Annotated in this window: 24 protein-coding genes; 13 read left to right on the top strand and 11 right to left on the bottom strand. The window is 65.4% G+C overall.

What is annotated here, in order from left to right:
• Window positions 1–83: 83 nt before the first annotated feature.
• The 3 genes from IAG41_RS23495 to thiS all read right to left on the bottom strand — a co-directional run bounded on the left by IAG41_RS23495 (window position 84) and on the right by thiS (window position 2,827).
• A complete protein-coding gene (locus IAG41_RS23495) occupies window positions 84–794 on the bottom strand; it encodes a PEPxxWA-CTERM sorting domain-containing protein (RefSeq protein WP_187729409.1) in 711 nt (236 codons plus the stop codon).
• Window positions 795–1,058: 264 nt separating this feature from the next.
• Window positions 1,059–1,823 (bottom strand): serine aminopeptidase domain-containing protein, encoded by a 765-nt coding sequence (locus IAG41_RS14720; RefSeq protein ID WP_187729408.1) that lies wholly within the window; start codon window positions 1,821–1,823, stop codon window positions 1,059–1,061.
• Window positions 1,823–2,827 (bottom strand): sulfur carrier protein ThiS, encoded by a 1,005-nt coding sequence (gene thiS / locus IAG41_RS14715; protein ID WP_187729407.1) that lies wholly within the window; start codon window positions 2,825–2,827, stop codon window positions 1,823–1,825. Before thiS ends, IAG41_RS14720 begins: the two co-directional genes overlap by 1 nt.
• Window positions 2,828–2,908: 81 nt before the next feature.
• Between thiS and aroQ the strand changes: the two genes are divergently transcribed.
• The 6 genes from aroQ (at window position 2,909) to IAG41_RS14685 (ending at window position 8,037) form a co-directional block, all read left to right on the top strand.
• Window positions 2,909–3,343, top strand: a complete 435-nt coding sequence (aroQ, locus tag IAG41_RS14710) for a type II 3-dehydroquinate dehydratase (RefSeq protein WP_187729688.1) — start codon at window positions 2,909–2,911, stop codon at window positions 3,341–3,343.
• A 34-nt stretch (window positions 3,344–3,377) separates the two neighbouring features.
• On the top strand, window positions 3,378–3,854 hold the full coding sequence (accB, locus tag IAG41_RS14705; protein WP_187729406.1) for an acetyl-CoA carboxylase biotin carboxyl carrier protein: 477 nt from the start codon (window positions 3,378–3,380) through the stop codon (window positions 3,852–3,854).
• 6 nt (window positions 3,855–3,860) lie between these two features.
• On the top strand, window positions 3,861–5,234 hold the full coding sequence (gene accC, locus IAG41_RS14700; protein WP_187729405.1) for an acetyl-CoA carboxylase biotin carboxylase subunit: 1,374 nt from the start codon (window positions 3,861–3,863) through the stop codon (window positions 5,232–5,234).
• Between the two features lie 109 nt (window positions 5,235–5,343).
• Entirely contained in the window at window positions 5,344–7,287 is a 1,944-nt protein-coding gene (locus IAG41_RS14695; RefSeq protein ID WP_187729404.1) for an alpha/beta hydrolase family protein, read from the top strand.
• 25 nt (window positions 7,288–7,312) lie between these two features.
• Complete coding sequence (gene arsC / locus IAG41_RS14690) at window positions 7,313–7,651, top strand: arsenate reductase (glutaredoxin) (protein ID WP_187729403.1); 339 nt, start codon at window positions 7,313–7,315, stop codon at window positions 7,649–7,651.
• A 104-nt stretch (window positions 7,652–7,755) separates the two neighbouring features.
• Window positions 7,756–8,037, top strand: coding sequence for a hypothetical protein (locus IAG41_RS14685; protein WP_187729402.1), 282 nt, complete (start codon window positions 7,756–7,758; stop codon window positions 8,035–8,037).
• A 40-nt stretch (window positions 8,038–8,077) separates the two neighbouring features.
• On the opposite strand, the gene IAG41_RS14680 is transcribed toward IAG41_RS14685, so the two are convergent.
• Window positions 8,078–8,470, bottom strand: coding sequence for a PAS domain-containing protein (locus tag IAG41_RS14680; protein WP_187729401.1), 393 nt, complete (start codon window positions 8,468–8,470; stop codon window positions 8,078–8,080).
• A 34-nt stretch (window positions 8,471–8,504) separates the two neighbouring features.
• Window positions 8,505–9,653 carry an alpha/beta fold hydrolase gene (locus IAG41_RS14675; RefSeq protein ID WP_187729400.1) on the bottom strand — a complete coding sequence of 383 codons (1,149 nt, stop codon included), beginning with the start codon at window positions 9,651–9,653 and terminating at the stop codon, window positions 8,505–8,507.
• A gap of 121 nt (window positions 9,654–9,774) precedes the next feature.
• Here IAG41_RS14675 and purL point away from each other — a divergent pair, with 121 nt between their 5' ends.
• The gene (purL, locus tag IAG41_RS14670; protein WP_187729399.1) at window positions 9,775–11,994 is read left to right on the top strand and encodes a phosphoribosylformylglycinamidine synthase subunit PurL; all 2,220 of its coding nucleotides are present in this window, start codon (window positions 9,775–9,777) and stop codon (window positions 11,992–11,994) included.
• Window positions 11,995–12,245: 251 nt separating this feature from the next.
• Here purL and IAG41_RS14665 read toward each other — a convergent pair whose 3' ends face one another.
• Complete coding sequence (locus IAG41_RS14665; protein ID WP_187729398.1) at window positions 12,246–12,572, bottom strand: hypothetical protein; 327 nt, start codon at window positions 12,570–12,572, stop codon at window positions 12,246–12,248.
• A gap of 84 nt (window positions 12,573–12,656) precedes the next feature.
• Here IAG41_RS14665 and IAG41_RS14660 point away from each other — a divergent pair, with 84 nt between their 5' ends.
• The 5 genes from IAG41_RS14660 to bfr all read left to right on the top strand — a co-directional run bounded on the left by IAG41_RS14660 (window position 12,657) and on the right by bfr (window position 15,940).
• Window positions 12,657–13,058, top strand: coding sequence for a DUF3052 family protein (locus tag IAG41_RS14660; RefSeq protein WP_187729397.1), 402 nt, complete (start codon window positions 12,657–12,659; stop codon window positions 13,056–13,058).
• Between the two features lie 83 nt (window positions 13,059–13,141).
• On the top strand, window positions 13,142–13,801 hold the full coding sequence (locus IAG41_RS14655) for a nitroreductase family protein (protein ID WP_316251162.1): 660 nt from the start codon (window positions 13,142–13,144) through the stop codon (window positions 13,799–13,801).
• A 67-nt stretch (window positions 13,802–13,868) separates the two neighbouring features.
• Window positions 13,869–15,122, top strand: a complete 1,254-nt coding sequence (locus IAG41_RS14650) for a DUF418 domain-containing protein (protein WP_187729395.1) — start codon at window positions 13,869–13,871, stop codon at window positions 15,120–15,122.
• Window positions 15,123–15,197: 75 nt separating this feature from the next.
• A complete protein-coding gene (locus IAG41_RS14645; RefSeq protein ID WP_187729394.1) occupies window positions 15,198–15,368 on the top strand; it encodes a bacterioferritin-associated ferredoxin in 171 nt (56 codons plus the stop codon).
• A gap of 89 nt (window positions 15,369–15,457) precedes the next feature.
• On the top strand, window positions 15,458–15,940 hold the full coding sequence (gene bfr, locus IAG41_RS14640) for a bacterioferritin (protein WP_187729393.1): 483 nt from the start codon (window positions 15,458–15,460) through the stop codon (window positions 15,938–15,940).
• Window positions 15,941–16,069: 129 nt separating this feature from the next.
• Here bfr and IAG41_RS14635 read toward each other — a convergent pair whose 3' ends face one another.
• From IAG41_RS14635 to panB, 5 genes are all read right to left on the bottom strand, one after another.
• Window positions 16,070–16,486 carry an Hpt domain-containing protein gene (locus IAG41_RS14635; protein ID WP_316251161.1) on the bottom strand — a complete coding sequence of 139 codons (417 nt, stop codon included), beginning with the start codon at window positions 16,484–16,486 and terminating at the stop codon, window positions 16,070–16,072.
• Window positions 16,487–16,583: 97 nt separating this feature from the next.
• Window positions 16,584–17,954 (bottom strand): ribosome biogenesis GTPase Der, encoded by a 1,371-nt coding sequence (gene der / locus IAG41_RS14630; RefSeq protein WP_187729392.1) that lies wholly within the window; start codon window positions 17,952–17,954, stop codon window positions 16,584–16,586.
• A gap of 179 nt (window positions 17,955–18,133) precedes the next feature.
• Window positions 18,134–19,456: a PQQ-like beta-propeller repeat protein gene (locus tag IAG41_RS14625; protein WP_187729391.1), complete on the bottom strand. Its 1,323-nt coding sequence runs from the start codon at window positions 19,454–19,456 to the stop codon at window positions 18,134–18,136.
• The gene (locus IAG41_RS14620) at window positions 19,453–20,163 is read right to left on the bottom strand and encodes a tetratricopeptide repeat protein (RefSeq protein WP_187729390.1); all 711 of its coding nucleotides are present in this window, start codon (window positions 20,161–20,163) and stop codon (window positions 19,453–19,455) included. The genes IAG41_RS14625 and IAG41_RS14620 overlap by 4 nt, the downstream gene beginning before the upstream one ends.
• Before the next feature lie 76 nt (window positions 20,164–20,239).
• Complete coding sequence (gene panB / locus IAG41_RS14615) at window positions 20,240–21,097, bottom strand: 3-methyl-2-oxobutanoate hydroxymethyltransferase (RefSeq protein ID WP_187729389.1); 858 nt, start codon at window positions 21,095–21,097, stop codon at window positions 20,240–20,242.
• A gap of 123 nt (window positions 21,098–21,220) precedes the next feature.
• Here panB and IAG41_RS14610 point away from each other — a divergent pair, with 123 nt between their 5' ends.
• Entirely contained in the window at window positions 21,221–21,685 is a 465-nt protein-coding gene (locus tag IAG41_RS14610; protein WP_187729388.1) for a hypothetical protein, read from the top strand.
• The last annotated feature ends 1 nt before the right edge of the window (window position 21,686 follow it).

Below are 21,686 nucleotides of genomic sequence, written 5' to 3'. Positions count from 1 at the left end.
CCAAGCCGACCGCCATCTCCATGCGACGAAAAAGCCGCCGGCCTTTCGACCGGCGGCTTTCCGCTATTCGGTGCGGCGCCTGTTTAGGCGAAGCTGACCTTGGTGCTTCGACGGCGGCGCATCGCCGCGCCGGCAAGACCGAAGCCGCCGACCATCATCGCCCAGCTGACGGGCTCCGGAACCGGCGTCACGACGAGCGAGACATTGTCGAAATATTGCGAGGCAACGCCGCGCGCCGGTGCGAAGAGGCGCGTCGCCTGCAGCGTGATCGTGTGCTGGCCCGCCGCGAGGTTGGTGGTGAAACCCAGTACGCCGCGAAGCGTGGCCGGGCCGCTGTTCACGCCGCCGAAATCATAGGTGTCCATCACGACGCCGTCGAGCAGGACACTCATCAGGCCAAGGCCGGAAGCGCCGCTGGTGCGGGTGTAGAGCGCCGCGACATCGGCCGAGAAGCTCGCCAGACCGTCGGTCGTCGTCGTGAACATCTGGAAGACGCCGCCGCCTTCGCCCGGGTTCGAATTGTACGGGCCGTTTATCTTGCCCGCGTTGAGGAACAGCGCGTTCGAGGCGCCCGAGCCGGTCACGTTGAATGAGACCACCGATGCGCTCTGCGACGCCGGCGCGCCCGGCAAGCTCGGCAGCTCGGCGATCGTGCCGTTCGGCGTGGCATACGAAGTCCAGCCCGTCAGACCCGACTCGAAATTACCGTTGGTGAGAACTTCCTGTGCATGGGCCGAGAAAGCCGAGAAAGTAAATACTGCGGCGCACGCAAGCTTAGTGATAGTAGCGACCACTTGTGATTCCCCTCATTTTTGGACATCGACGCGCACATGCCAAGCCATCTACTCCGCCTCTCGGAGAAATAGGTACGGACCTCGCATGGCTGATCACCTAGACTTCGGCGATCGTCCCGATTTGGACTATTCGTCCAAAATGACAGGTTAATGATATTTTCATGTTTCTTGCGAGACGTCCCGTTCCGGGACATGCTGCGTCTGCAGAAACAACGCCAATTGGCTGGAATTACGAAGGAGAACAGGCAGCGTCGGCCGGTCCGATCAGCCCTTGGTCACGCCTGCCAGGAACGCCAGCACGGCCTTCCACGCATCCTCCGCACCGCCGGGATTCTTGGTCCGGAGCAATGTCGAGGAACCGTGGACGCCGCCCAGCTTGGGCACGAACTGCTCCTTGCCCGCCACCGGCACGGCCTTGAGGATGTCGCGCGCCGCGTCGATCTCCTCGCCGTCCTGCGCCGAAGTGACGAACACGGGCGCCTTCACGCCCGCGGCCGCCTTGGCGATCATCTGCTTGTCGTCGAAATATTCGCCCGGCGAGAAGGCGAGCACCGCCTTCACCGGATGCTCGGCGGCGAGGACGAACACCAACGACGAGGAATAGCTGCTGCCCCACAGGATGATCGGCAGCTTCTGCGCCCTGGCCCAGTCGAACGCCGCTTCAAGGTCCGGCTTAGCCGCCAAATAGTCGTCCGACTTGCCGAGCGCCTTGACCGTCTCGTTGACGCCGAACAATTCTCCGCCCGCGCGCTGGTCGATGCGCAGCGACGAATAGCCCGACTCCGCCAGCCGTGGGGCAATCAGCGCATATTCGTCCTTGCCCGATCCGGCCTGGTGGAAGAGCAGGATCAGCGCCTTCGGGTTCGCCGCGCGGGTATAGACGCCTGCGACCTTCACCCCGTCCTTCGCAGTGAGGCTCACCGGTTCGGCCGAGATCGGTCCCTCATTGACCAGGGGCTGGTGCGGCTGACGCGGATGGCACGCCACCAGCGTGAGGAACGCCGCCGCCACGAACAGGCCCGCGCGCATCAGATCAGTCCCGCGAGCGGGCTCGACGGATCGGCATACATCCGCTTGCCCATCCGCCCGGCGCGATAGGAGAGCCGCCCGGCCTCCACCGCCGCCTTCATCGCTGCAGCCATCAGGATCGGATCCTTGGCCTCGGCGATCGCGGTGTTCATCAGCACGCCGTCACAGCCCAGCTCCATCGCCACCGCCGCGTCCGATGCGCTGCCCACGCCGGCATCGACCAGCACCGGCACCCTGGCGCCCTCGACGATCAGGCGGATCGTCACGCGGTTCTGGATGCCCAGCCCCGAACCGATCGGCGCGCCCAGCGGCATGATCGCCACGGCGCCGACATCCTCCAGCCGCTTCGCCGCGATCGGATCGTCGACGCAATAGACCATCGGCTTGAAGCCATCCTTGGCAAGGATCTCGGTCGCGCGCAGCGTCTCCACCATGTCCGGATAGAGCGTCCGCGCCTCGCCCAGCACTTCGAGCTTCACCAGCTCCCAGCCGCCCGCCTCGCGCGCCAGGCGAAGCGTGCGGATCGCCGATTCGGCATCGAAGCAGCCCGCCGTGTTGGGGAGGTAGGTGATCTTCTTGGGGTCGATATAGTCCGTGAGCATCGGCGCATTGGGATCGCTGACGTTCACGCGACGCACCGCCACCGTGACGATCTCGGCGCCCGAGGCCGCGACCGCCGCGGCATTCTGCTCGAAATCCTTGTACTTGCCGGTGCCGACGATGAGCCGTGAGCGAAAGGTCTTGCCTGCGACGCTCCAGCTGTCGTCGTCGATCGGCCGACCATGATCGCCGCCGCCAACGAAATGGACGATCTCGAGCTCGTCGCCGTCATCGACGATCACCTGGCCCAAGCTCGAGCGCGGCACGACCTCCAGATTGCGCTCCACTGCGATCTTCTCGGGCACCAGGCCCAGCGTCTCGGCAAGCTGCGCGATGCTCAGCCCGGCGGAGACGCGCTTGTGCTCGCCGTTGACGGTGATGGAGACGGTGCCGTCGATATGCATAAGCCTGCCTTGGGAATTTGATCGGGGACGCGCGCTCATATAGGGAGGGCGGCGCTCCGCCCGCAACCGAAAGGCTTGGCTTTGGCCGACACGATCTACGTCCTGAACGGCCCGAACCTCAATCTGCTGGGCCTGCGCGAGCCCGAAATCTATGGGCACGACACACTGGACGACATTGCCGGCCAATTGGAAGACCGCGCCCGCGCGCTCGATCTGGAGATCGACATGCGCCAGTCGAATCACGAAGGGCATCTGATCGACTGGCTGCACGAAGCCCAGGCCTATGGCGCCAAGGCGGTGATTCTCAATCCGGGCGGCTACACCCACACCTCGGTCGCGTTGCACGATGCCGTGAAGAGCATCACGACGCCGGTGATCGAGGTCCATCTCTCCAACCCACACGCCCGCGAGGAATTCCGCCACACCTCCTTTGTGGGGCGTGCCGCGCGGGGCACCGTGGCCGGGTTCGGGGCGCTTTCCTATATGCTTGCGCTTGAAGCTGCCGCGCGCTTCTGACACAGGGCGCGGTTTCATCCAGAAGAAGGGTCGCATGGCCGACAAGAACGACAAGACGGGAGCGATGCAGGTCGATATCGACCTGGTGCGTCAGCTCGCCGCCGTACTCGACGATACGCAGCTCACCGAAATCGAAGTGGAGGACGGTGAGCGCCGCGTCCGCGTCGCGCGCACAGTGACGGCCGCGCCGATGCAGTACGCCACGCCCGCTTATTCCCAGGCGCCCGTCGCCGCGGCGCCCGCGGTCATCGAAGCCGCCCCCGCCGCGCCTTCGGCCGCAAACGCGGTCAAGTCGCCGATGGTCGGCACCGCCTATCTCGCCGCCAATCCCGAGGCGAAGAACTTCGTCGCGGTCGGCCAGAAGGTGGCTGCAGGCGATACGCTGCTGATCATCGAAGCGATGAAGGTGATGAATCCGATCCACGCGCCCGCTCCGGGCACGGTGAAGGCGATTCTCATCGAAAACGGGCAACCGGTCGAGTTCGACCAGCCACTCGTCGTGGTCGAGTAGAACCAAATGCCCGAGATCAAGAAGCTCCTGATCGCCAATCGCGGCGAAATAGCGTTGCGCATCCATCGCGCATGCCATGAGATGGGCATCAAGACGGTGGCGGTGCACTCCACGGCCGACAGCGATGCGATGCATGTGCGGCTGGCGGACGAGGCGATCTGCATCGGACCGCCAGCGGCGAGCGAGAGCTATCTCAACATCCCCAACATCATCTCGGCCGCCGAGATCTCGGGCGCGGACGCGATTCATCCCGGCTATGGCTTTCTCTCGGAGAACGCCCAGTTCGCCGAGATCGTCGAGGCGCACGGCATCATCTTCGTCGGGCCCAAGCCCGAGCATATCCGCACGATGGGCGACAAGGTCGAAGCCAAGCGCACCGCAGGCGCGCTTGGCCTGCCGCTCGTTCCGGGCTCGGACGGCGCGATCAGCGACGTGAACGAGGCCAAGGCGATCGCCAAGCGCATCGGCTATCCGGTGATCATCAAGGCGGCTTCGGGCGGCGGCGGCCGCGGCATGAAGGTCTGCGCTTCCGAGGATCAGCTTGAGACTTTGATGCAGCAGGCCGGCAGCGAGGCGAAGGCCGCATTCGGCGATGCCACCGTCTATCTCGAGAAATATCTCGGCAATCCGCGCCACATCGAGTTCCAGGTGTTCGGCGACGGCAACGGCCACGCCATCCATCTCGGCGAGCGCGACTGCTCGCTCCAGCGCCGCCACCAGAAAGTGCTCGAGGAAGCCCCCTCCCCCGTGCTCGGCCCCGAGGACCGCGCGCGGATGGGCGGAATTGTCAGCAAGGCGATGGCCGACATGGGCTATCGCGGCGCCGGCACGATCGAATTCCTGTGGGAAGATGGCGAGTTCTATTTCATCGAGATGAACACCCGCCTCCAGGTCGAGCATCCGGTGACCGAGATGATCACCGGCATCGATCTGGTCCGCGAGCAGATCCGCGTCGCCGAGGGCTGCGGCCTGTCATGCCGCCAGGAGGACGTCCAGTTCCGCGGCCACGCGATCGAATGCCGCATCAATGCCGAGGATCCGCGCACCTTCGCGCCCTCGCCAGGCACGGTGAAGCAGTTCCACGCGCCGGGCGGCATGCATGTGCGCGTCGATTCGGGGCTCTATGCCGGCTACAAGGTGCCGCCTTATTACGACAGCATGATCGCCAAGCTGATCGTCTATGGCTCGACCCGCGAACGCTGCATCATGCGCCTGCGCCGCGCGCTCGAAGAGTTCGTGATCGAGGGGATGAAGACCACAATTCCCCTGCACCAGGCATTGCTAGAGGACCCCGACTTCCAGGCCGGGAACTACACGATCAAGTGGCTGGAAGAGTGGCTGGCGAAGCAGGACGACACGGTCCTGATCGGCGGGCGCTGAGCCCCCTCTCCGTCGCTCCGGAACAAGTCCGGGGTGACGGGCGGGAGCGCGAACCTTCCCCAACCTCGCTCACTCTGGCAAGCTCCCCACACACAGGGGAGAAAATCACATGACGCGCTTGCTCGCCGCCACCGCCGTCGCGCTCGTCCTTGCCCTTCCGGTCACCGCGCAGGTCAAGACGCCGGACCGGCCGGCCACCGATCCCAAAAGCGTCACTTCCCCTGTCAATCCGGACGCCCGCGCCGTACCGATCGAGGATATCGGCGCGTCGCGCAGCCTGGGCAGCTCGGCCTGGAGCGTCGATGGCAAGCAGATCTTCGTCGCGACCAATCTCACCGGGCGCACCAATATCTGGCGCACCGATGCCGCGGGCAGTTGGCCGGTCCAGCTCACCCAGTCCGAAGACACGCAGAGCGGCCTCGCCGCCTCCGCCGACGGCAAATATGTTTATTTCCAGCAGGATGTCGGCGGTAATGAATATACCGACATCTATCGCGTGCCGGTGAACGGCGGCGCGGTAGAAAACCTCACCAACACGCCCGATCGCCGCGAGAACGGTATGCTCGTCGGCCCCAGCGGCGGGCTGGTCGCGCTTTCGACCAAGCTCAAGTCCGAGGGCCAGGCGAATATCGCGGTGATGGACGCGAACGGCCAGGTCCGTGTGCTGACCAAGGAGGCCGATCCGCAATATAGCTGGACCGCGGTCGCCTGGATCGACGGCGGCAAGGCGCTGATCGCCGACCGCGACCGAGTCGATTCGAAGGTGGGGGAGGTCTGGCGGATCGATGTCGCCACCGGCGCCGCGACCAAACTGATCGGTAAGGCCGACACCGTCTATGACGCCGTCGACATCACACCCGACGGCAAATGGCTTGCGGTCAACACCGATGAAGGCACCGGCCAGAGCCATGCCGGCCTGTACGAAATCGCGACCAAGCAGTGGAAATGGCTCAAGCCCACACCGTGGGAACAGATGGCGAGCAACTTCACCCGCGACGGCAAGACGCTGATCTTCGGCACCAACGCCGATACGCGCAGCACGCTGTACAAATATGATCTGGCGACCGGGGCGGAGACCGCTTTGTCGATCCCGCCCGGCGTCAACTATCTCACCGGCAACGATCCGCGCTCGCCCGACGGCCGCACATTGCTGGTCAACCATTCCGGGGCGGATTCGCCGACCAACCTCTATCTTTATGATCTCGCCACCGGCGCGGCGCGCCCGGCCACCCAGCTGGCGATCGCCAGCTTGACCCCCGCGGCGCTGCCCAAGTCCGACGTGGTGACCTATAAGAGCTTCGACGGCACGCTGATCAGCGCGATCGTCACCATGCCGGCCAATCTGAAGCGCGACGGCAGCAATCCAGCGATCGTCCTGCCGCATGGCGGACCCACCGGCCAGGCGCAGGACGGCTATAGCCGCTATGCCACCGCCTTCGCCAGCCGCGGCTATGTCGTGATCCAGCCCAATTTCCGCGGCTCGACCGGCTATGGCCGGGCCTTCCAGGACGCCAATTTCAAGGATCTCGGCGGCGGCGACCTCAAGGACACCGTCGCAGCCAAGGCCTTTCTCGTCGCCACCGGCTATGTCGATCCCAAGCGCGTCGGCATCTTCGGTGGCAGCTATGGCGGGTTCATGACGCTGATGGCGATCGGCCGCGCGCCCGACGAGTTCGCCGCCGCCGTCCAATGGTTCGGCATCATCAACTGGCGGACGATGTACCGCGATCAGGACGAGCTGCTGAAGGCCTATCAGCGCGGCCTGCTCGGCACGCCGGAGAGCGATCCCAAGGTCTATGACGCCGCCTCGCCGCTCACCTATATCCGCAACGCCAAGGCGCCTCTGCTGACGATCCAGGGCGAGAACGACATCCGCGTGCCGCGCGGCCAGGCGCAGGAGGTCAACGACATCCTCAAGGCCAAGGGCAATGTCGTCGAAACCGTCTTCTATCCGGCCGAAGGACATGGCTTTCAGAAGCGCGAGAACCAGCTCGATTCGCTCAAGCGGACCGTCGCCTGGTTCGACAAATATCTGAAGCCGGCGGCGAAGTGATGCCGGCCCCGCAAGGAACCGAAGCGTGAAGGCCATCATCTACCACAACCCGCGCTGTTCGAAATCGCGCGAGGCGCTGGCGATCTTGAACGAGACGCCCGGCGTCGAGGTTGAGATCGTCGAATATCTGAAGGCCCCGCCCAGTCGCGACAAGCTGGCCGAACTCTATGCCCGCGCCGGTATCACCCCGCGCGAGGGGCTGCGCAAAGCCGAGGATGGGGCCAAGGCGCTGAAGGACGCGTCCGACGATGCGATCCTCGACGCGATGGCAGCCGATCCAATCCTGATAGAACGCCCGCTGGTCGAGACCGAAAAGGGCGTGCGGCTGGGTCGGCCGCCGGAAAAAGTGCGTGAGATCCTCTAAAAACGCGGTCCGGCGATGCTTCCAACTTGGGACAAACAAGTAACTTCCCAACTGCGAGGACGATGCTACCATGCCACGTTCTGCGAACGGGGAGTCGAAATCTTATGTCATCGCCTTTACTTGCAGCCATTACCGCAGGATTTCTGATCGCGTCCACTGCCGAGGCGCAGGACACTGCTACGGTCACACCCGCGAGCGCTGCCGCGCCGGCGCAGCCGGTCAAGGAAAAGAAAATCTGCCGTGGCATCATCCCGACAGGGTCGATGATGGCCAAGCGCTTCTGCCTGACCAAGACGGAATGGGCGGAATTCAATCGGCTGAACGACGAAGATCAGGACAAGGCTTTGTCCAAGCGCATCAACGTCGTGCCGCCCACGACCCCCTGATCCTCCTCCCGGCAAGCTCCGCCGCGCGACGGAGGGTCGGTTAGCGCGCGATCTCGGCGGTGATATCCTGCTTGGTGCCGTAGAGCCGGACCGCTCGGCCATTCTGCGCCAGCACGTCGGCGGTCAGCCGCATCCAGCGCAGCTCGCCGTCGATCCGCCGGATCTGCGCGTCGAAGGTGAAGCTGCCGCAGGTCGCGATCGCATCGGCGCGCAGCCTATCGAGCAGCACCCGCGATTCGCCGACATACATCTCGACGATCTCGCGCCGGTCGAGCCGGGCGCCCAGGGGCAGGCCGAACAGCTCGAACACGCCGGGCGCCCAGCGCAGGCCGTCATTCGCAAGATCGCATTCCCAGGACGCGGCGAGCGGCGCGACGTCGCCCGTGCCCAATTGGCGTTCCTGAAACGCCTCGATCCATTGATGCGCAGCCATGATTCCCGTTTAGGCCCCGCAGGTTAACCAGGTGTTAGATCCGCCCGCAATCGACCGGTGCCGGTCTGCCAGCAAAGCGATCAGCCAGCCAATCCACGACTTCCGCCGACGCTCGCTTGCCAACGGAGACGTGATCGCCTTTCTCGATCGGCAGGAAACGCAGCGCAGCGCCGCGCGTGCACAGCCGGTCGACGAACGCGCGGGTCACCGCCGGCGCGACAATCGCATCGGCCGATCCTTGCGCGATGAAGAGCGGCATGGTGAGCCCCGAGGGCGTCACCGAATTCTGTTGCATCAATGCCGCCCAGCGCGGCGACGCGGCGAGATCCACCTTCCGCAATTGATAGGCCAGCCGCATCATGCCGATCTTGGTGCGCAGCGCGAACCCGTCCAGCGTCACGCAGTTGCGCGCGATGGCCCCGATCAGCTTGGCGGTGGCGGGCTTGACCACGCTGGTCAGCGGAACGCCGTAGACCTTGGACCAGCTTTCGGCGGCATAAGCGGTGAGGAAGGCGCGCACGGCGGCATTGGTGCCGCCGGTGAGGTTCGCCTTGAGATCGGTCGGGGGCGCGGCCGCCGCGACACCGGCCAGCCGCAGCTCGGGCGCATAGCGCGCCGCCAGCTTGCCTGCCCACAGCACCGAATAGGCCCCCTGCGATTCGCCCCATAGCGCATATCGGTTCGACGCCCGCGCCACTGACATGCTCCGCACCGCGCGCACCGAATCAAGCACGCTGTGCGCGCTCGCTGCGCCGACCAGGAACGGATGCGGTCCCGGAGTGCCGAGTCCCTGATAGTCCGGCGCGACGACGACATAGCCCGCCGCCAGCAGTGCGTTCAGCCCAGCGATCTGATTGTACAGCCCCGGCTTGTCGGAAAGCCCGCAGCCCTCGGCAATGCCCGAGGCGCCGTGCGCCCAGACCACCACCGGGCGTCCGCCCGCCGGCCCCGTCCCGATCGGCACGATCACCGCGCCGCTGACAATGATCGCCCGCCCGTCCTTGTCGGTGGAGCGATAGCGGATGCGGTACGCTGCGGAGCCATCCGGCGCTCCGCCGATCGGCATTGACGACACGACGTCCCCGGGCGCTGCGCGTGCGACGACCGGGTCCGCCAGCATCGCGACCATCATGACGGCGACGCAAGCCGCGACACGCCTTGCGAGAGTGAGAAGTCCGGCCATGTGGCTCTCCCTTGGTGGCGCCCCCGCCCGGCCGGCGCGATCCTATCCCAACGCCCGCGACGCGCAAACACGGCACGCGCCGGGGTGACGAAGCGCGTCACCCCCGCTAAGGGCTCGCCTCATGACTCAGATCACGCCCGAAGTCGTTGCCGAGCACGGCCTGTCGCCCGAAGAATATGCGCGCGTCCTGCACGCGATGGGTCGCGAGCCCAATATCACCGAGCTTGGCATCTTCTCGGTGATGTGGTCCGAGCATTGCAGCTACAAATCGAGCCGCATCCATCTGAAGAAGCTCCCCACCGAAGGCCCCCAGGTGATCTGCGGCCCCGGCGAGAATGCCGGTGTGATCGACATCGGCGACGGCCAGGCGGCGATCTTCAAGATGGAGAGCCACAACCACCCCTCGTACATCGAGCCCTATCAGGGCGCGGCGACAGGCGTGGGCGGCATCCTGCGCGACGTCTTCACCATGGGCGCGCGTCCGGTCGCGAACATGAACGCACTGCGCTTCGGCCGGCCCGATCATCCCAAGATGCGCCACCTCATCGCGGGCGTCGTCCACGGCATTGGCGGCTACGGCAATTGCGTCGGCGTTCCTACCGTCGGCGGCGAAGTCAATTTCCACCCGGCCTATGATGGCAACATCCTGGTCAACGCGATGACCGTCGGCGTCGCCGATCAGGACAAGATCTTCTATTCGGCCGCGAGCGGCGTGGGCAATTCGATCGTCTATGTCGGCTCCAAGACCGGCCGCGACGGCATCCACGGCGCTACCATGGCCTCGGCCGATTTCGGCGAGGATTCGGAGGAGAAGCGCCCCACCGTCCAGGTCGGCGATCCCTTCACCGAGAAATTGCTGATCGAGGCCTGCCTCGAGCTGATGGCATCCGACGCGATCGTCGCGATCCAGGACATGGGTGCGGCCGGTCTCACCTCCTCCTCGGTCGAGATGGCCAGCAAGGGCGGCGTCGGCATCGAACTGATCATGGACGACGTCCCCCAGCGCGAAACCGGCATGACGCCGTACGAGATGATGCTCTCGGAGAGCCAGGAGCGCATGCTTATGGTGCTAAAGCCAGGCCGCGAGGATTTCGCCCAGGCGATCTTCGAGAAGTGGGAGCTCGATTTCGCCGTCATCGGCCATGTCACCGACACCGGCCGCATGGTGCTCAAATGGAAGGGCGACACCGTCGCCGACATCCCGCTCGCGCCGCTGGCCGACGATGCGCCGCTCTACGATCGCCCGCACGTGCCGACGCCCAAGCGGCCCGAGCTGACCGACGTGCCCGAGAGCAGCGACATCGCCGCCGACCTGCTCAAGTTGATGGCATCGCCCGACATCGCGTCGCGCCGCTGGATCTGGGAACAATATGACCACATGGTCGGCGCCGATACGGTCCAGCGCCCCGGCGGCGATGCCGCGGTGGTCCGCGTCCACGGCACCGACAAGGGTCTGGCGATCACCACCGACTGCACGCCGCGCTATTGCTTCGCCGATCCCGTCGAGGGCGGGAAGCAGGCCATTGCAGAGGCCTGGCGCAATCTCTGCGCGGTCGGCGCGACACCGCTCGCGGTCACCAATTGCCTCAACTTCGCCAATCCGCAGCGCCCGGAGATCATGGGCCAGTTCGTCGGCTGCCTCGAGGGCATGGGCGAAGCCTGCCGCGCGCTCGACTTCCCGATCGTCTCGGGCAACGTCTCGCTCTACAATGAGAGCAAGGCCACTGGCGGCGGATCGGCGATCCTCCCCACCCCAGCGATCGGCGGCGTCGGCCTGCTCAAGGACTGGACCAAGAGCTGCACCATCGCCTTCAAGGGCACCGGCGACATCATCATTGCCCTGGGCGAACGCTCCGGGCACCTCGGCCAATCGATCTGGCTGCGCGAGGTTCATGGCCGCGAAGAGGGCCCGCCCCCGCCCGTCGACCTGATGATGGAGCGCCGCACCGGCGCCTTTGTCCGCTCGGCGATCTCGACCGGCTGCATCACTGCCTGCCATGACGTGGCAGATGGCGGCCTGGCCGTCGCGCTCGCCGAGATGGCGCTCGCCTCGAACATCGGCGCGATCATCGATCAGCCGCAGCCCTTCGGCGTCGCGGGCTCGTTCTTCGGTGAAGACCAGGGCTTGTACGTCGTCACCGTGAAGGACGAGGCGCTCGCCGACTTCCTCGTCGCCGCCGACAAGGCCGGCCTAGCCGCCGATCCGATCGGCCGCACCATCGCCGGCCGGCTGATCTTCGAGCTGGAGGACGGCGATTTCTGCGTCGGCCTGGACGACCTCAGGGCCGCGCACGAAGGCTTCTTCCCGGCGCTGATGGGCGAGGACGCGGCGCTGGCCTGAGCTCGGCGGGGAGGTCGACCGTCCGCTTTTGATTGGGAGCGGACATAGCCTTCCACCGTCACCCCGGCCTTGTGCCGGGGCCCGCTGCGCGACTTCGTGAGACACTCGAGGCTCTAGCGGTTCTCTCGCGGATGGGGGGACCCCGGCACAAGGCCGGGGTGACGGGTGGGTAAAAGGGCATCAGTTGGAGTCCGCAATTGGGTCGTTAGCGGCCATTCCGGCCCGCAGCCTCAACCGCAGTGCCCCTCCCCCTATTTCGCCCGATACGCCTGGAACGTGCAGTCGCGAATGTCCGCCAGCACATACACCGTGTCGCGCCTGGCACCGCCCGTCCCGGCAAAGACCGTCGCCGCGCCGAAGCGCGCGAACGCCTCCACCTCGACCGGCGACATCCCGCGCACGGAGCCGGATTTGACGTAGCGCCGCTTGCCGAGCGTCATCGGCGTTCCTCGCACGAACCACGCCTCTCCGCGCGCCTCGATACTCGCCGCGGTCATGCCCGCCGGCACCTCCACGCACTGCACCATCTGCGTCGGCGCGCTCGCCAACATGACCGCGATCAAGGTGCTGGCGAACATTTCGGTTTCTCCTGGATTCTGCGACTCGTTCGCCATGCTAGTCGATGCGCGGCGCATGCGTTACTCTGCAGCAGGGAGACCGCCATGACCGCAGGCTATTCGGGTACGCCGCTCGCCGACAAGCTCGGGCTCAAGCGCGGCATGCGCGTGTGGTTCCACAACATGCCCGCCAGCGTTCGCGACGAGATCGCCGATGCCGAGGTCGACGAACAGCCCGCTGCTTCCGACGGCCTCCAGGGCGCCCATCTTTTCGTCACCGAGCGCGCGCATCTCGAACGCGAGCTCGCTGCGCTCCGTCCGCTGCTCGCCACCAACGGCTTCATCTGGGTCTCCTGGCCCAAGAAAGCGGCGCGGGTGGAGACCGACATCACCGAGAATGTCGTGCGCGATGTGGCACTTCCGACGGGTCTTGTAGACATCAAGGTGTGCGCGGTGGATGAAATTTGGTCAGGTCTCAAGCTGATGATTCGCAAGGAGAACCGCTAAGGCACTACGCATAAACGCTAGGTATAATCCACTATGGACCTATGCGATGCAGGCATAGGACGAATATGCCACAGCATGACGCAGTGCCTTGGGACCCATATCCTGACCTCGCCGACGCGGAGCGGATCGAGCGCGCACGCGCCTTTTACGAGGTGATGCGTTCGCGCCGGAGCTGCCGCGCTTTCAGCGACGCCCCGGTTCCGCGCGAAGTGATCGAGTCGGCGCTGCTCGCCGCCGGATCGGCGCCCAACGGCGCCAATCGCCAGCCCTGGCATTTCTGCGCCATCGCCTCGCCCGAGGCCAAGGCGACGATCCGCGTGGCCGTGGAAGAGGAGGAGCGCGCTTTCTACGGCGGGAAGGCGGGCCGCCAATGGCTCGAGGCGGTGTGGCCGCTCGGCACCGATGCAAACAAGCCTTATCTCGAAGTCGCGCCCTGGCTGATCGTCGCCTTCGCCGAGCGCCCGGCGGGCGAGTTGCCCGACGATGACACGCAGCAAAACTATCATGTCACCGAAAGCGTCGGTATCGCCTGCGGCCTGCTGCTCGCGGCGCTCCACAAGGCCGGCATCGCCACCCTGGTGCACACCCCCGCGCCAATGGCCTTCCTCAATCGCGTGTGCCGCCGCCCGGCTTATGAAAGGCCGCTGATGCTGATCGTCGCCGGCCATGCCGCGCAGAACGCCACCGTCCCGGTCCATGCGCTGGCCAAGAAGTCGCTGGAGGAGATCACGACCTGGCTGTAACCTTCTCCCAACAGGGAGGGGTTTCCGTGACACGCGTGACAGAGCAGCGCCCGCGGTGCGGCGCAGAATGACCGCCCTTGGCGCATCGACGCGCGTCCAGTCGCTCGACATTGTCCGCGGCGTTGCGGTGCTAGGCATCTTGCTGCTCAACATCGTCAGTTTCAGCATGCCCGAGGCGGCTTATATGAATCCGCGTGCCTATGGCGGCGCGCACGGCGCCGATCTGGCCGTCTATCTGATCAACTTCGTGCTGTTCGACGGCAAGATGCGCGGGCTCTTCTCGTTCCTGTTCGGCGCGTCGATGCTGCTGGTGATCGAGCGCGCCGAGGCGAACGGAAGGAATCCGGTAAAGGTTCATTTCGCGCGGATGGGCTGGCTGCTCGGCTTCGGGCTCGCACATCTGTGGCTGGTGTGGCGCGGCGACATATTGGCGCACTACGCCCTTGTCGGCATGCTCGCCTTCACGCTGAGAGGAATGCGCCCCACGCAGATGCTGCCCCTCGCGGTGATGCTCGTCCTCGCCAACACGCTGGTCTTTACCGCGCTGCCGATGATGGTGCTCGACGTCCAGCAGCCCGCCGCGAACGCGGCCGAGACGGCGGACAATGCCCGGCAGCTCCACGATCTGGTCTCGGGCTTCGGCATCCCCGCTCCCGCCGACATCGCGCGCGAGCTCGCACTCTATCGCGGCGGCTATGGCGGAATCGTCCGCGAGCGCTTCGCCGAGATGGCCTACAGCCCGCTGGTGATCCTCGGCCTCTATGGCTGCGAGACGCTGGCGTACATGCTGTTCGGCATGGTCGCGTTCCGCACCGGCATGCTCACCGGGGCATGGGAGCGCCGCCGCTATCTGCGCTGGCTGCTCGTCTGCTGGGGCATCGCGCTGCCCGCCTACATCGCGCTCGCCGCTTATGTCGTACATGCCGATTTCGGCCTGTTCGCGGTCACGCTCGCGGTGATGGCGCTCGCCACGCCGATACGCCCGCTGATGATCGCCGGCTGGATTTGCCTGATCCTCCTGCTGGTCAGATCGGGCGGCGCGCTCACCGCGCGCCTCGCCGCCGCCGGCCGGATGGCGTTCACCAATTATTTGGCGACCAGCCTGATATGCTCGACCTTGTTCAACGGCTATGGCCTGGGCTGGTTCGGATATCTGTCACGCTGGCAGCTCTATCTGGTCGTAGTAGCCGTTTGGGTGCTGATCCTGCTCTGGTCGAAGCCCTGGCTCGCCCGGTTCCGCTATGGGCCGTTCGAATGGTTGTGGCGCAGCCTCGCCCGCGGGCGGCTCCAGCCGCTTCGCGGCGGCGCGGAAAATACCTAATGCGAACGCCTCGCATTACCCTTGCGAATCAGTCTCAATAACCGTACATCCGCTTCCAGAGAGCGTGAGGAAGCAATGGTCGTCTGCGTTTGCAATGCAATTCGGGAGCGGGAAGTGCGCGGAGCTGCGCGTGCTGGGGCGACCAGCGCCTGCCAGGCCTATCGTGCGCTCGGAAAGGCGGCCAAGTGCGGCCAGTGCGTTCCCTTCGCACGCGAAATCATCGCCGACGAACGCGCGGCTGCGTGACATTCGCAATTAGAAAACCGCGGATTTCTGCGGTTTTCGTGGCGTTCTTTTACCGCTAGAATAGCCCCTTCTTTACAGGGGTGCAGGCGATGAAGGGCGACGCAAAAGTTCTCGAGTATCTCAACGAGGTTCTCAAGAACGAGCTGACCGCGATCAACCAATATTGGTTGCACTACCGCATGTTCGATCACTGGGGGGTCAAGAAGCTCGCCGAGTTCGAACGCCACGAATCGATCGACGAGATGAAGCATGCCGACATGGTGTCGGAGCGCATCCTGTTCCTCGAAGGCCTGCCCAATTTCCAGCTGCTCGGCCGCCTGCGCATCGGCGAGACGGTGGAGGAAGCGCTACGCGCCGACCTGGCGCTGGAGATGGAGGCGCTCGTCGTGCTGCGCGACGCGATCCAGCATAGCGAGACGGTGCGCGACTATGTCAGCCGCGACCTGTTCCGTCGGATCCTGGATAGCGAAGAAGAGCATGTCGACACGCTCGAGCGCCAGTTCGACATGATCGAGCGGATGGGGCTGGAGAATTATATCCAACTCAATGCAAAGCCTGAAGAAGGCGAATAAGCGAGTTCTGTGAAACGTGGCTCGTGCTCCTGCGAAGGCAGGAGCCCAGAGTTACGGAAGGAAACGCTGTGGCCCTGGGCTCCTGCTTTCGCAGGAGCACGGACGTGCCTTTCTTTAGTCAGGCCCCGATCAGTTCGCGAACGCCCGGCGTCCGAAAGCGGCCGGCTTGCGCTCTACCAGCGGGTTGGCCTCGCGCTCGAGCAGCCCCAGCGTCGTCTCGAACAGCGGGCGAAGCTGCACGACAAATTCCAGCGCCTGGGTCGGCGTATCGTGCCGCTCGATACAGGCGCGCGCGGTCATCTCGATCGTCTCGGCAAGCTCGGCGAGCGGGTCGGCGCCGAACTGGCGCGCCTCGCCCTTTAGCGTGTGCGCCGGAATCACCATCGCCGTGGCATTGTGGGCCCGCATGGCTTCCTCGATCTGCGACACCGATTTCACGCCATCCTCGCGGAAATAGCCGAGAATGCGCACGAAATTGGCACCAAGCTCCGCTCGTGCCTGCGCGAAGGCATCCCAGTTTACCAGCGGATCGTTTGCGGTCGTCACGTCCATCCCCTGACTGTTCACCCAATGGGGCATGGCACCCGTTCTAGGGCGTCGGGGTAAACAGGCCGTTGATTTTCCGGAGCTTTGCGAACGGATTTCAGCGCTTGTCGTGGTCGAACGGGTTCTTGGGGGCACGCAAGGTGAGACGCACCGGCACCGCGCCGAAATCGAATTCGCGACGCAGGCTGTTGATCAGATAGCGCTGATAGCTGACCGGCAGCTGGTCGACTCGCGTGCCGAACAGCACGAAGCTGGGCGGGCGCGACTTGTTCTGCGTGACATAGCGCGGCTTGATTCGCTTGCCGCCGGGCGCGGGCGGCGGGTTCGCCTCGATCGCCTTTTCGAACCAGCGGTTGAGCTGGCCGGTCGAGATGCGGCGCGACCAAGCCTCGCGCGTCTCGAACGCTACCTTCATCAGCACGTCGAGCCCCTTGCCCGTCGCCGCCGATACAGTGAGCAAAGGCACGCCCTTCACCTGCGCCAGCCCCTCGTCCAGCGCGCCCTTGACGCCATTGAACAGGCTCGAGGCGTTCTCGGCGACATCCCATTTGTTGAGCGCGATGATCAGCGCGCGGCCCTCCTGGAGCACGCGGTCGGCGATCTTGAGGTCCTGCACTTCCAGCCCGCGCGTCGCGTCGAGCAGCAGCACTACCACCTCGGCGAAGTCGATCGCTCGCAGCGCATCGGCGACGGAGAGCTTCTCCAATTTCTCCTCGACCTTCGCCCTTTTGCGCATGCCGGCGGTGTCGATCAGCCGCACCGGGCGCTTGTTGCCCTCGAAATCCTCCCACTGCCAGTCGATCGCGATCGAATCGCGGGTGATCCCCGCCTCCGGTCCGGTGATCAGGCGATCCTCTTCCAGCAGCCGGTTGATCAATGTCGACTTGCCCGCGTTCGGCCGGCCGACGATCGCCAGCTTGAGTATCGCATCGGGGCAGTCCGGATCCTCCTCGTCCTCGTCCTCCTCCTCGCGATCGACATGCGGCAGCAGCGCCTCGAACAAGTCGACCTGACCGTCGCCATGCTCGGCCGAGAAGGGAATCGGATCGCCGAAGCCCAACGCCATCGCCTCGATCACGCCGGCCTCGCCCGCCTTGCCCTCGGCCTTGTTGGCCATGACGATCACGGGCTTGTCGGTGCTGCGCAGCCAGCGGGCGATCTCCTGGTCGAGCGGCACCACACCGGCGCGCGAATCGATCAGGAACAGCGAGACATCGGCATCGCGCACCGCCGCCTCGGTCTGCGCGCGCATGCGACCTGGGAGCGTCGCCGCGTCCTCGTCCTCATAGCCCGCGGTGTCGATCACGCGGAATTCGAGCCCGAGCAGGTTCGCGTCGCCCTCGCGCCGGTCGCGCGTCACGCCGGGCTGGTCGTCGACCAGCGCCAGGCGCTTGCCGACCAGCCGGTTGAACAGCGTCGATTTGCCGACATTGGGCCGTCCGATGATGGCAACGGTGGGAAGGGGCATCTGAAATTACCTCTCCCCTCCCTGGCAAGGGAGGGGCTGGGGGGTGGGTGCGCGCGTCTGCGCGCTCAATAGACTCAATACGGGGCAGGTACAAAAGGGACAGGCGGGGCATCGAGCCCCGCCTGTCCCTGAACCCACCCCTTGGATCCCCTCCCTGCAAGCAGGGAGGGGAGAAACAATCAACGATAGGCGGTCAGCCGCCCCTTGTCGTCGAGGATGAAGAGCATGTTGTTGGCGACCACCGGCTGCAGCGAGATCGGGCTCTTGGTCTCCACCGTCGAGAGCACCGCACCGTCCTTGGGTGACACCGAGACGATCTCACCCCGCGAATTACCCAGGATCAACCGGCCGCCGGCGAGCACTGGGCCTTCCCAGCTTATCGGGTTCTTGGGCTTTTTCGGGTTCTTGTAATGCTTGAGCTGCACGATCCAGCGCGCCTTGCCGTTACCCCGCGACAGGCACATCAGGCGGGCATCGTCGGTCACCACGAACAGCCACTCGCCCGCCGCCCAGGGCGACGAGATGCCGGCGATGTTCTGCTCCCAGATCGGATTGCCGGTGGCGATATCCATCGCGACCATGCGTCCGCCCTGGCCCACAGCATAGACGCGGCCCTGGTCGATCACTGGCTCGGCGTCGATGTCGGACAGCGACGAGACCGAGGTCGACATGCTGGAGCGGCTGAGGACATCGCCCCACAGCGAACGGCCATTCTCGTAGCGATAGGCATTGAGTTCACCCGAGGAGAAGCCGGCGATCACCGTTCCCTGCGCCGAAGCCGGCGCCGCGACGCCGAACACGCCCTGCGATTCCAGGCTGCCCGATACCGTCCACTTCACCTCGCCCTTGTCCTGCGACAGCGCGAAGAGCTGGTTGTCCTGCGTCACCACATAGACCTGCTCGTTGGCGAGCGTCGGCGATCCGCGCAGCGGGCCGCCCGGGCGCACGCGCCAGATTTGAGCACCGTCAGCGGCATTGAGCGCGACAACGTCGCCCAGCCCGTTGCTGGCGAACACGCGGTCGCCCTCAACGCTGACGCCGCCGCCGAACAAGGCAGGGGCATTCTTCTTCTCGGTCGAGGTCTTGGCGGTCCACAGCTCGGCGCCGGTATCGGCTGCCAGCGCATGCACGGCACCGTTGGTATCCATCACATAGAGCTTGTTGCCGTCGACCACGGGCGACGCGGCCAGCCGCTCGCGCTTGGACGACTTGGCGACATTCTTCGACCAGGCGCGGCTCAGCGTGTCCCCGAGCGCAAGATGGCCCATTGCCTTGGATGCGTTGCCGCCGGGCTGGCGCCAGCCGTCGTTCACCGCCGCTTCGGGCAGCAGCACGTCGACGCCGGCCAGGTTCTTGTCTGCCGCGATGTCGCTTTCGGAGACCAGGATCGGCACGCGCTCACCGAGCACCGGGGTCTTCTTGCCCCCGCCCTTAAATACTCCGCAACCGCTCACCAGCGCTAGCGCGCCAAGGGCGGCGACCACCCTCACCTTGTTGTTCATTGAACCTTGGCTTCCTTGGATTGAGCAGCGGCATCGACGCCCAACACGCCGGCCAGCTGCACCGCGCGCTGGCGGATCGATTCGGGAACAGAGGCGCCGCCCTGGGCGATCTGAGCGAAAAGCTTGCCGGCCGCGGCGCGGTTGCCCGCCTTGAGATAGGCAGCGGCGACCATCTCGCCCGCGGTGCCAAACCAAGGCGAATCGGGATTGGCCAGCGTGCCCAAGCGCTGGATCACCACTTCGGGCTTGAGCGCGTCGAATTCGGCGGCGGTCTGGCGAATGAGCGCGAGATCGCGATAGGGCTGGCCCACGGACTGGTCGTTCACCACCGCGGCGAATTTGGCCACCGCGCCCTTGGCGTCGTTGCGGTCGAGCATCAGATTGCCCTCGGAGATCCGCGCCAGCGCCGCATAGCCGTCGCTGTTGCCCCCGGCGACCTTGTCCAGCGCCGGCAGTGCCTGGGCCGGTTGGTTCTGCTGCAGAAACTGCAGCGCGGCGTCATATTCCTCGCCGCGCTTGCCCGCCATGCCCGCGGTGTGATTCTGGTAATAGAGCCAGCCGGCGAGCGCCAGCAGGCCGACCACGACCACGCCGATAATCACGCGGCCATAGCGCTGCCAGATGCTCAGCATCTGGTCGCGGCGATATTCCTCGTCGACTTCGCGAAGGAAAGCCTCGTCGGTGGTGCCGGAAGGAGGAAGCGCCAATATCTACTCCATGGGTGTCTTGCGGGCGCGGACCTTAGCCGCGGGCTGCAACAAGGGAAAGCCGCTCAAATCGTCCTTAGTCGCGTGCCGCATAGACCTGTTCCGCTCCGGGAAAAGCCCGGGACCGGACGTCGGCGGCATAGGTCTCAACCGCGGCGGAAATGCGGCCAGCCAGGTCGTCGAACTTCTTCACGAATCGCGGCGTGCGCTCGAACATGCCCAGCATGTCGTCGATCACCAGCACCTGGCCATCGCACTGCGCCGAAGCGCCGATGCCGATCACCGGCACCGAGACTGCGGCGGTGATTTCGTTGGCCAGCGTCTCGACAACGCCCTCGGCGACCATGCTGAACGCGCCTGCTTCGGCAATCGCGCGGGCATCGTCGATGATCTTGGCATGCTCGGCATTGCTGCGGCCGCGCGCACCATAGCCGCCCAGCGCGTTCACCGACTGCGGCGTCAGGCCAACATGGCCCATCACCGGGATGCCGCGCTGCGTGAGGAACTCGACCACGGGCGCCATCGTCTGCCCGCCCTCCAGCTTCACCGCCGCGGCACCCGTCTCCGATAGCACGCGCGAAGCCGATTCGAATGCCTGTGCCGGGCTCGCCTCGTAGCTGCCGAACGGCAGGTCGACGATCACTAGCGCGTGATGGCTGCCGCGCACCACCGCCGCGCCGTGCGCGATCATCATGTCCAGCGTCACCGGCAGGGTCGACGGCAGGCCGTAGATCACCTGCCCCAGACTGTCGCCGACCAGCAGCGCGTCGCAGTGCAGGTCGAGAAGCTGCGCCATCCGCGTCGTATAGGCGGTGAGCATCACGATCGGCTCCTGGCCCTTGCGATTGCGGATCGCAGGGATGGTGAGCCGCTTCATCGGCGCGGGGGTCGGGGTCGCGCGGCTGGTCGCGGTGTCGATCGTGACGTGAGACATGGCCGCCCCTTAGCGCCCTGCACTCGGCGGCGCCAGCAGACCGCACATTAATGGCAATGATATTTGACTCAATGTTATATATCTTTTACATGGAGTCGCATTGAGTTGACATGGAGGAGGCGTATGGCCTTTCGGGAAAAGATGCTGTGGGCGTCCGCTTCGGCGACGCTGCTGCTATGGGGATGGTATTTCGCGCGCTTCGTGACGCAGCTTCAGGCGGGGCGGTTCGATCAGGGCGTGGCGGTCGGCAATTTCATCACGACGATCGCACTGCTGGTCGCGGTCCAGATCGTCGCCGCGATCGTCCTCGCGATCATGTCCGGCCGCGAAGCGAGCGCTCCGGCCGACGATCGCGAAAGGGCGTTCGCGCTCGGCGGCTATCGCGTCGCCTATTTCGTGCTCGCCGCGCTGGTAGTGACGCTGATGCTCGCCGGCCCGATCCTGCTGCGCATCGCCAATGAATGGACCCCCGCCCCGCCCCCGGGCATGGCGCCGGTGCTGCTCGGCAACGCGTTGCTCTTCGCGCTCGTCGCCGCCGAGCTGGCCCATTCGGGCTATCAGCTCTTCCGCTATCGCCGGGGAGGTTGAC

The organism is Sphingomonas sp. JC676 (assembly GCF_014489075.1).
Lineage (GTDB): Bacteria > Pseudomonadota > Alphaproteobacteria > Sphingomonadales > Sphingomonadaceae > Sphingomonas.
Note: the sequence above shows the minus strand (reverse complement) of the source record. Positions and strands in the feature narration are given on the sequence as shown.

What these genes read in the sequence shown, in the direction of transcription:
- IAG41_RS14720 (WP_187729408.1), bottom strand. Translation starts at nt 1,823, where the DNA reads ATGCGCGCGGGCCTGTTCGTGGCGGCGGCGTTCCTCACGCTGGTGGCG.
- thiS (WP_187729407.1), bottom strand. Translation starts at nt 2,827, where the DNA reads ATGCATATCGACGGCACCGTCTCCATCACCGTCAACGGCGAGCACAAG.
- accB (WP_187729406.1), top strand. Translation starts at nt 3,378, where the DNA reads ATGGCCGACAAGAACGACAAGACGGGAGCGATGCAGGTCGATATCGAC.
- accC (WP_187729405.1), top strand. Translation starts at nt 3,861, where the DNA reads ATGCCCGAGATCAAGAAGCTCCTGATCGCCAATCGCGGCGAAATAGCG.
- IAG41_RS14695 (WP_187729404.1), top strand. Translation starts at nt 5,344, where the DNA reads ATGACGCGCTTGCTCGCCGCCACCGCCGTCGCGCTCGTCCTTGCCCTT.
- IAG41_RS14685 (WP_187729402.1), top strand. Translation starts at nt 7,756, where the DNA reads ATGTCATCGCCTTTACTTGCAGCCATTACCGCAGGATTTCTGATCGCG.
- IAG41_RS14680 (WP_187729401.1), bottom strand. Translation starts at nt 8,470, where the DNA reads ATGGCTGCGCATCAATGGATCGAGGCGTTTCAGGAACGCCAATTGGGC.
- IAG41_RS14675 (WP_187729400.1), bottom strand. Translation starts at nt 9,653, where the DNA reads ATGGCCGGACTTCTCACTCTCGCAAGGCGTGTCGCGGCTTGCGTCGCC.
- purL (WP_187729399.1), top strand. Translation starts at nt 9,775, where the DNA reads ATGACTCAGATCACGCCCGAAGTCGTTGCCGAGCACGGCCTGTCGCCC.
- IAG41_RS14665 (WP_187729398.1), bottom strand. Translation starts at nt 12,572, where the DNA reads ATGTTCGCCAGCACCTTGATCGCGGTCATGTTGGCGAGCGCGCCGACG.
- IAG41_RS14660 (WP_187729397.1), top strand. Translation starts at nt 12,657, where the DNA reads ATGACCGCAGGCTATTCGGGTACGCCGCTCGCCGACAAGCTCGGGCTC.
- IAG41_RS14650 (WP_187729395.1), top strand. Translation starts at nt 13,869, where the DNA reads ATGACCGCCCTTGGCGCATCGACGCGCGTCCAGTCGCTCGACATTGTC.
- IAG41_RS14645 (WP_187729394.1), top strand. Translation starts at nt 15,198, where the DNA reads ATGGTCGTCTGCGTTTGCAATGCAATTCGGGAGCGGGAAGTGCGCGGA.
- bfr (WP_187729393.1), top strand. Translation starts at nt 15,458, where the DNA reads ATGAAGGGCGACGCAAAAGTTCTCGAGTATCTCAACGAGGTTCTCAAG.
- der (WP_187729392.1), bottom strand. Translation starts at nt 17,954, where the DNA reads ATGCCCCTTCCCACCGTTGCCATCATCGGACGGCCCAATGTCGGCAAA.
- IAG41_RS14625 (WP_187729391.1), bottom strand. Translation starts at nt 19,456, where the DNA reads ATGAACAACAAGGTGAGGGTGGTCGCCGCCCTTGGCGCGCTAGCGCTG.
- panB (WP_187729389.1), bottom strand. Translation starts at nt 21,097, where the DNA reads ATGTCTCACGTCACGATCGACACCGCGACCAGCCGCGCGACCCCGACC.
- IAG41_RS14610 (WP_187729388.1), top strand. Translation starts at nt 21,221, where the DNA reads ATGGCCTTTCGGGAAAAGATGCTGTGGGCGTCCGCTTCGGCGACGCTG.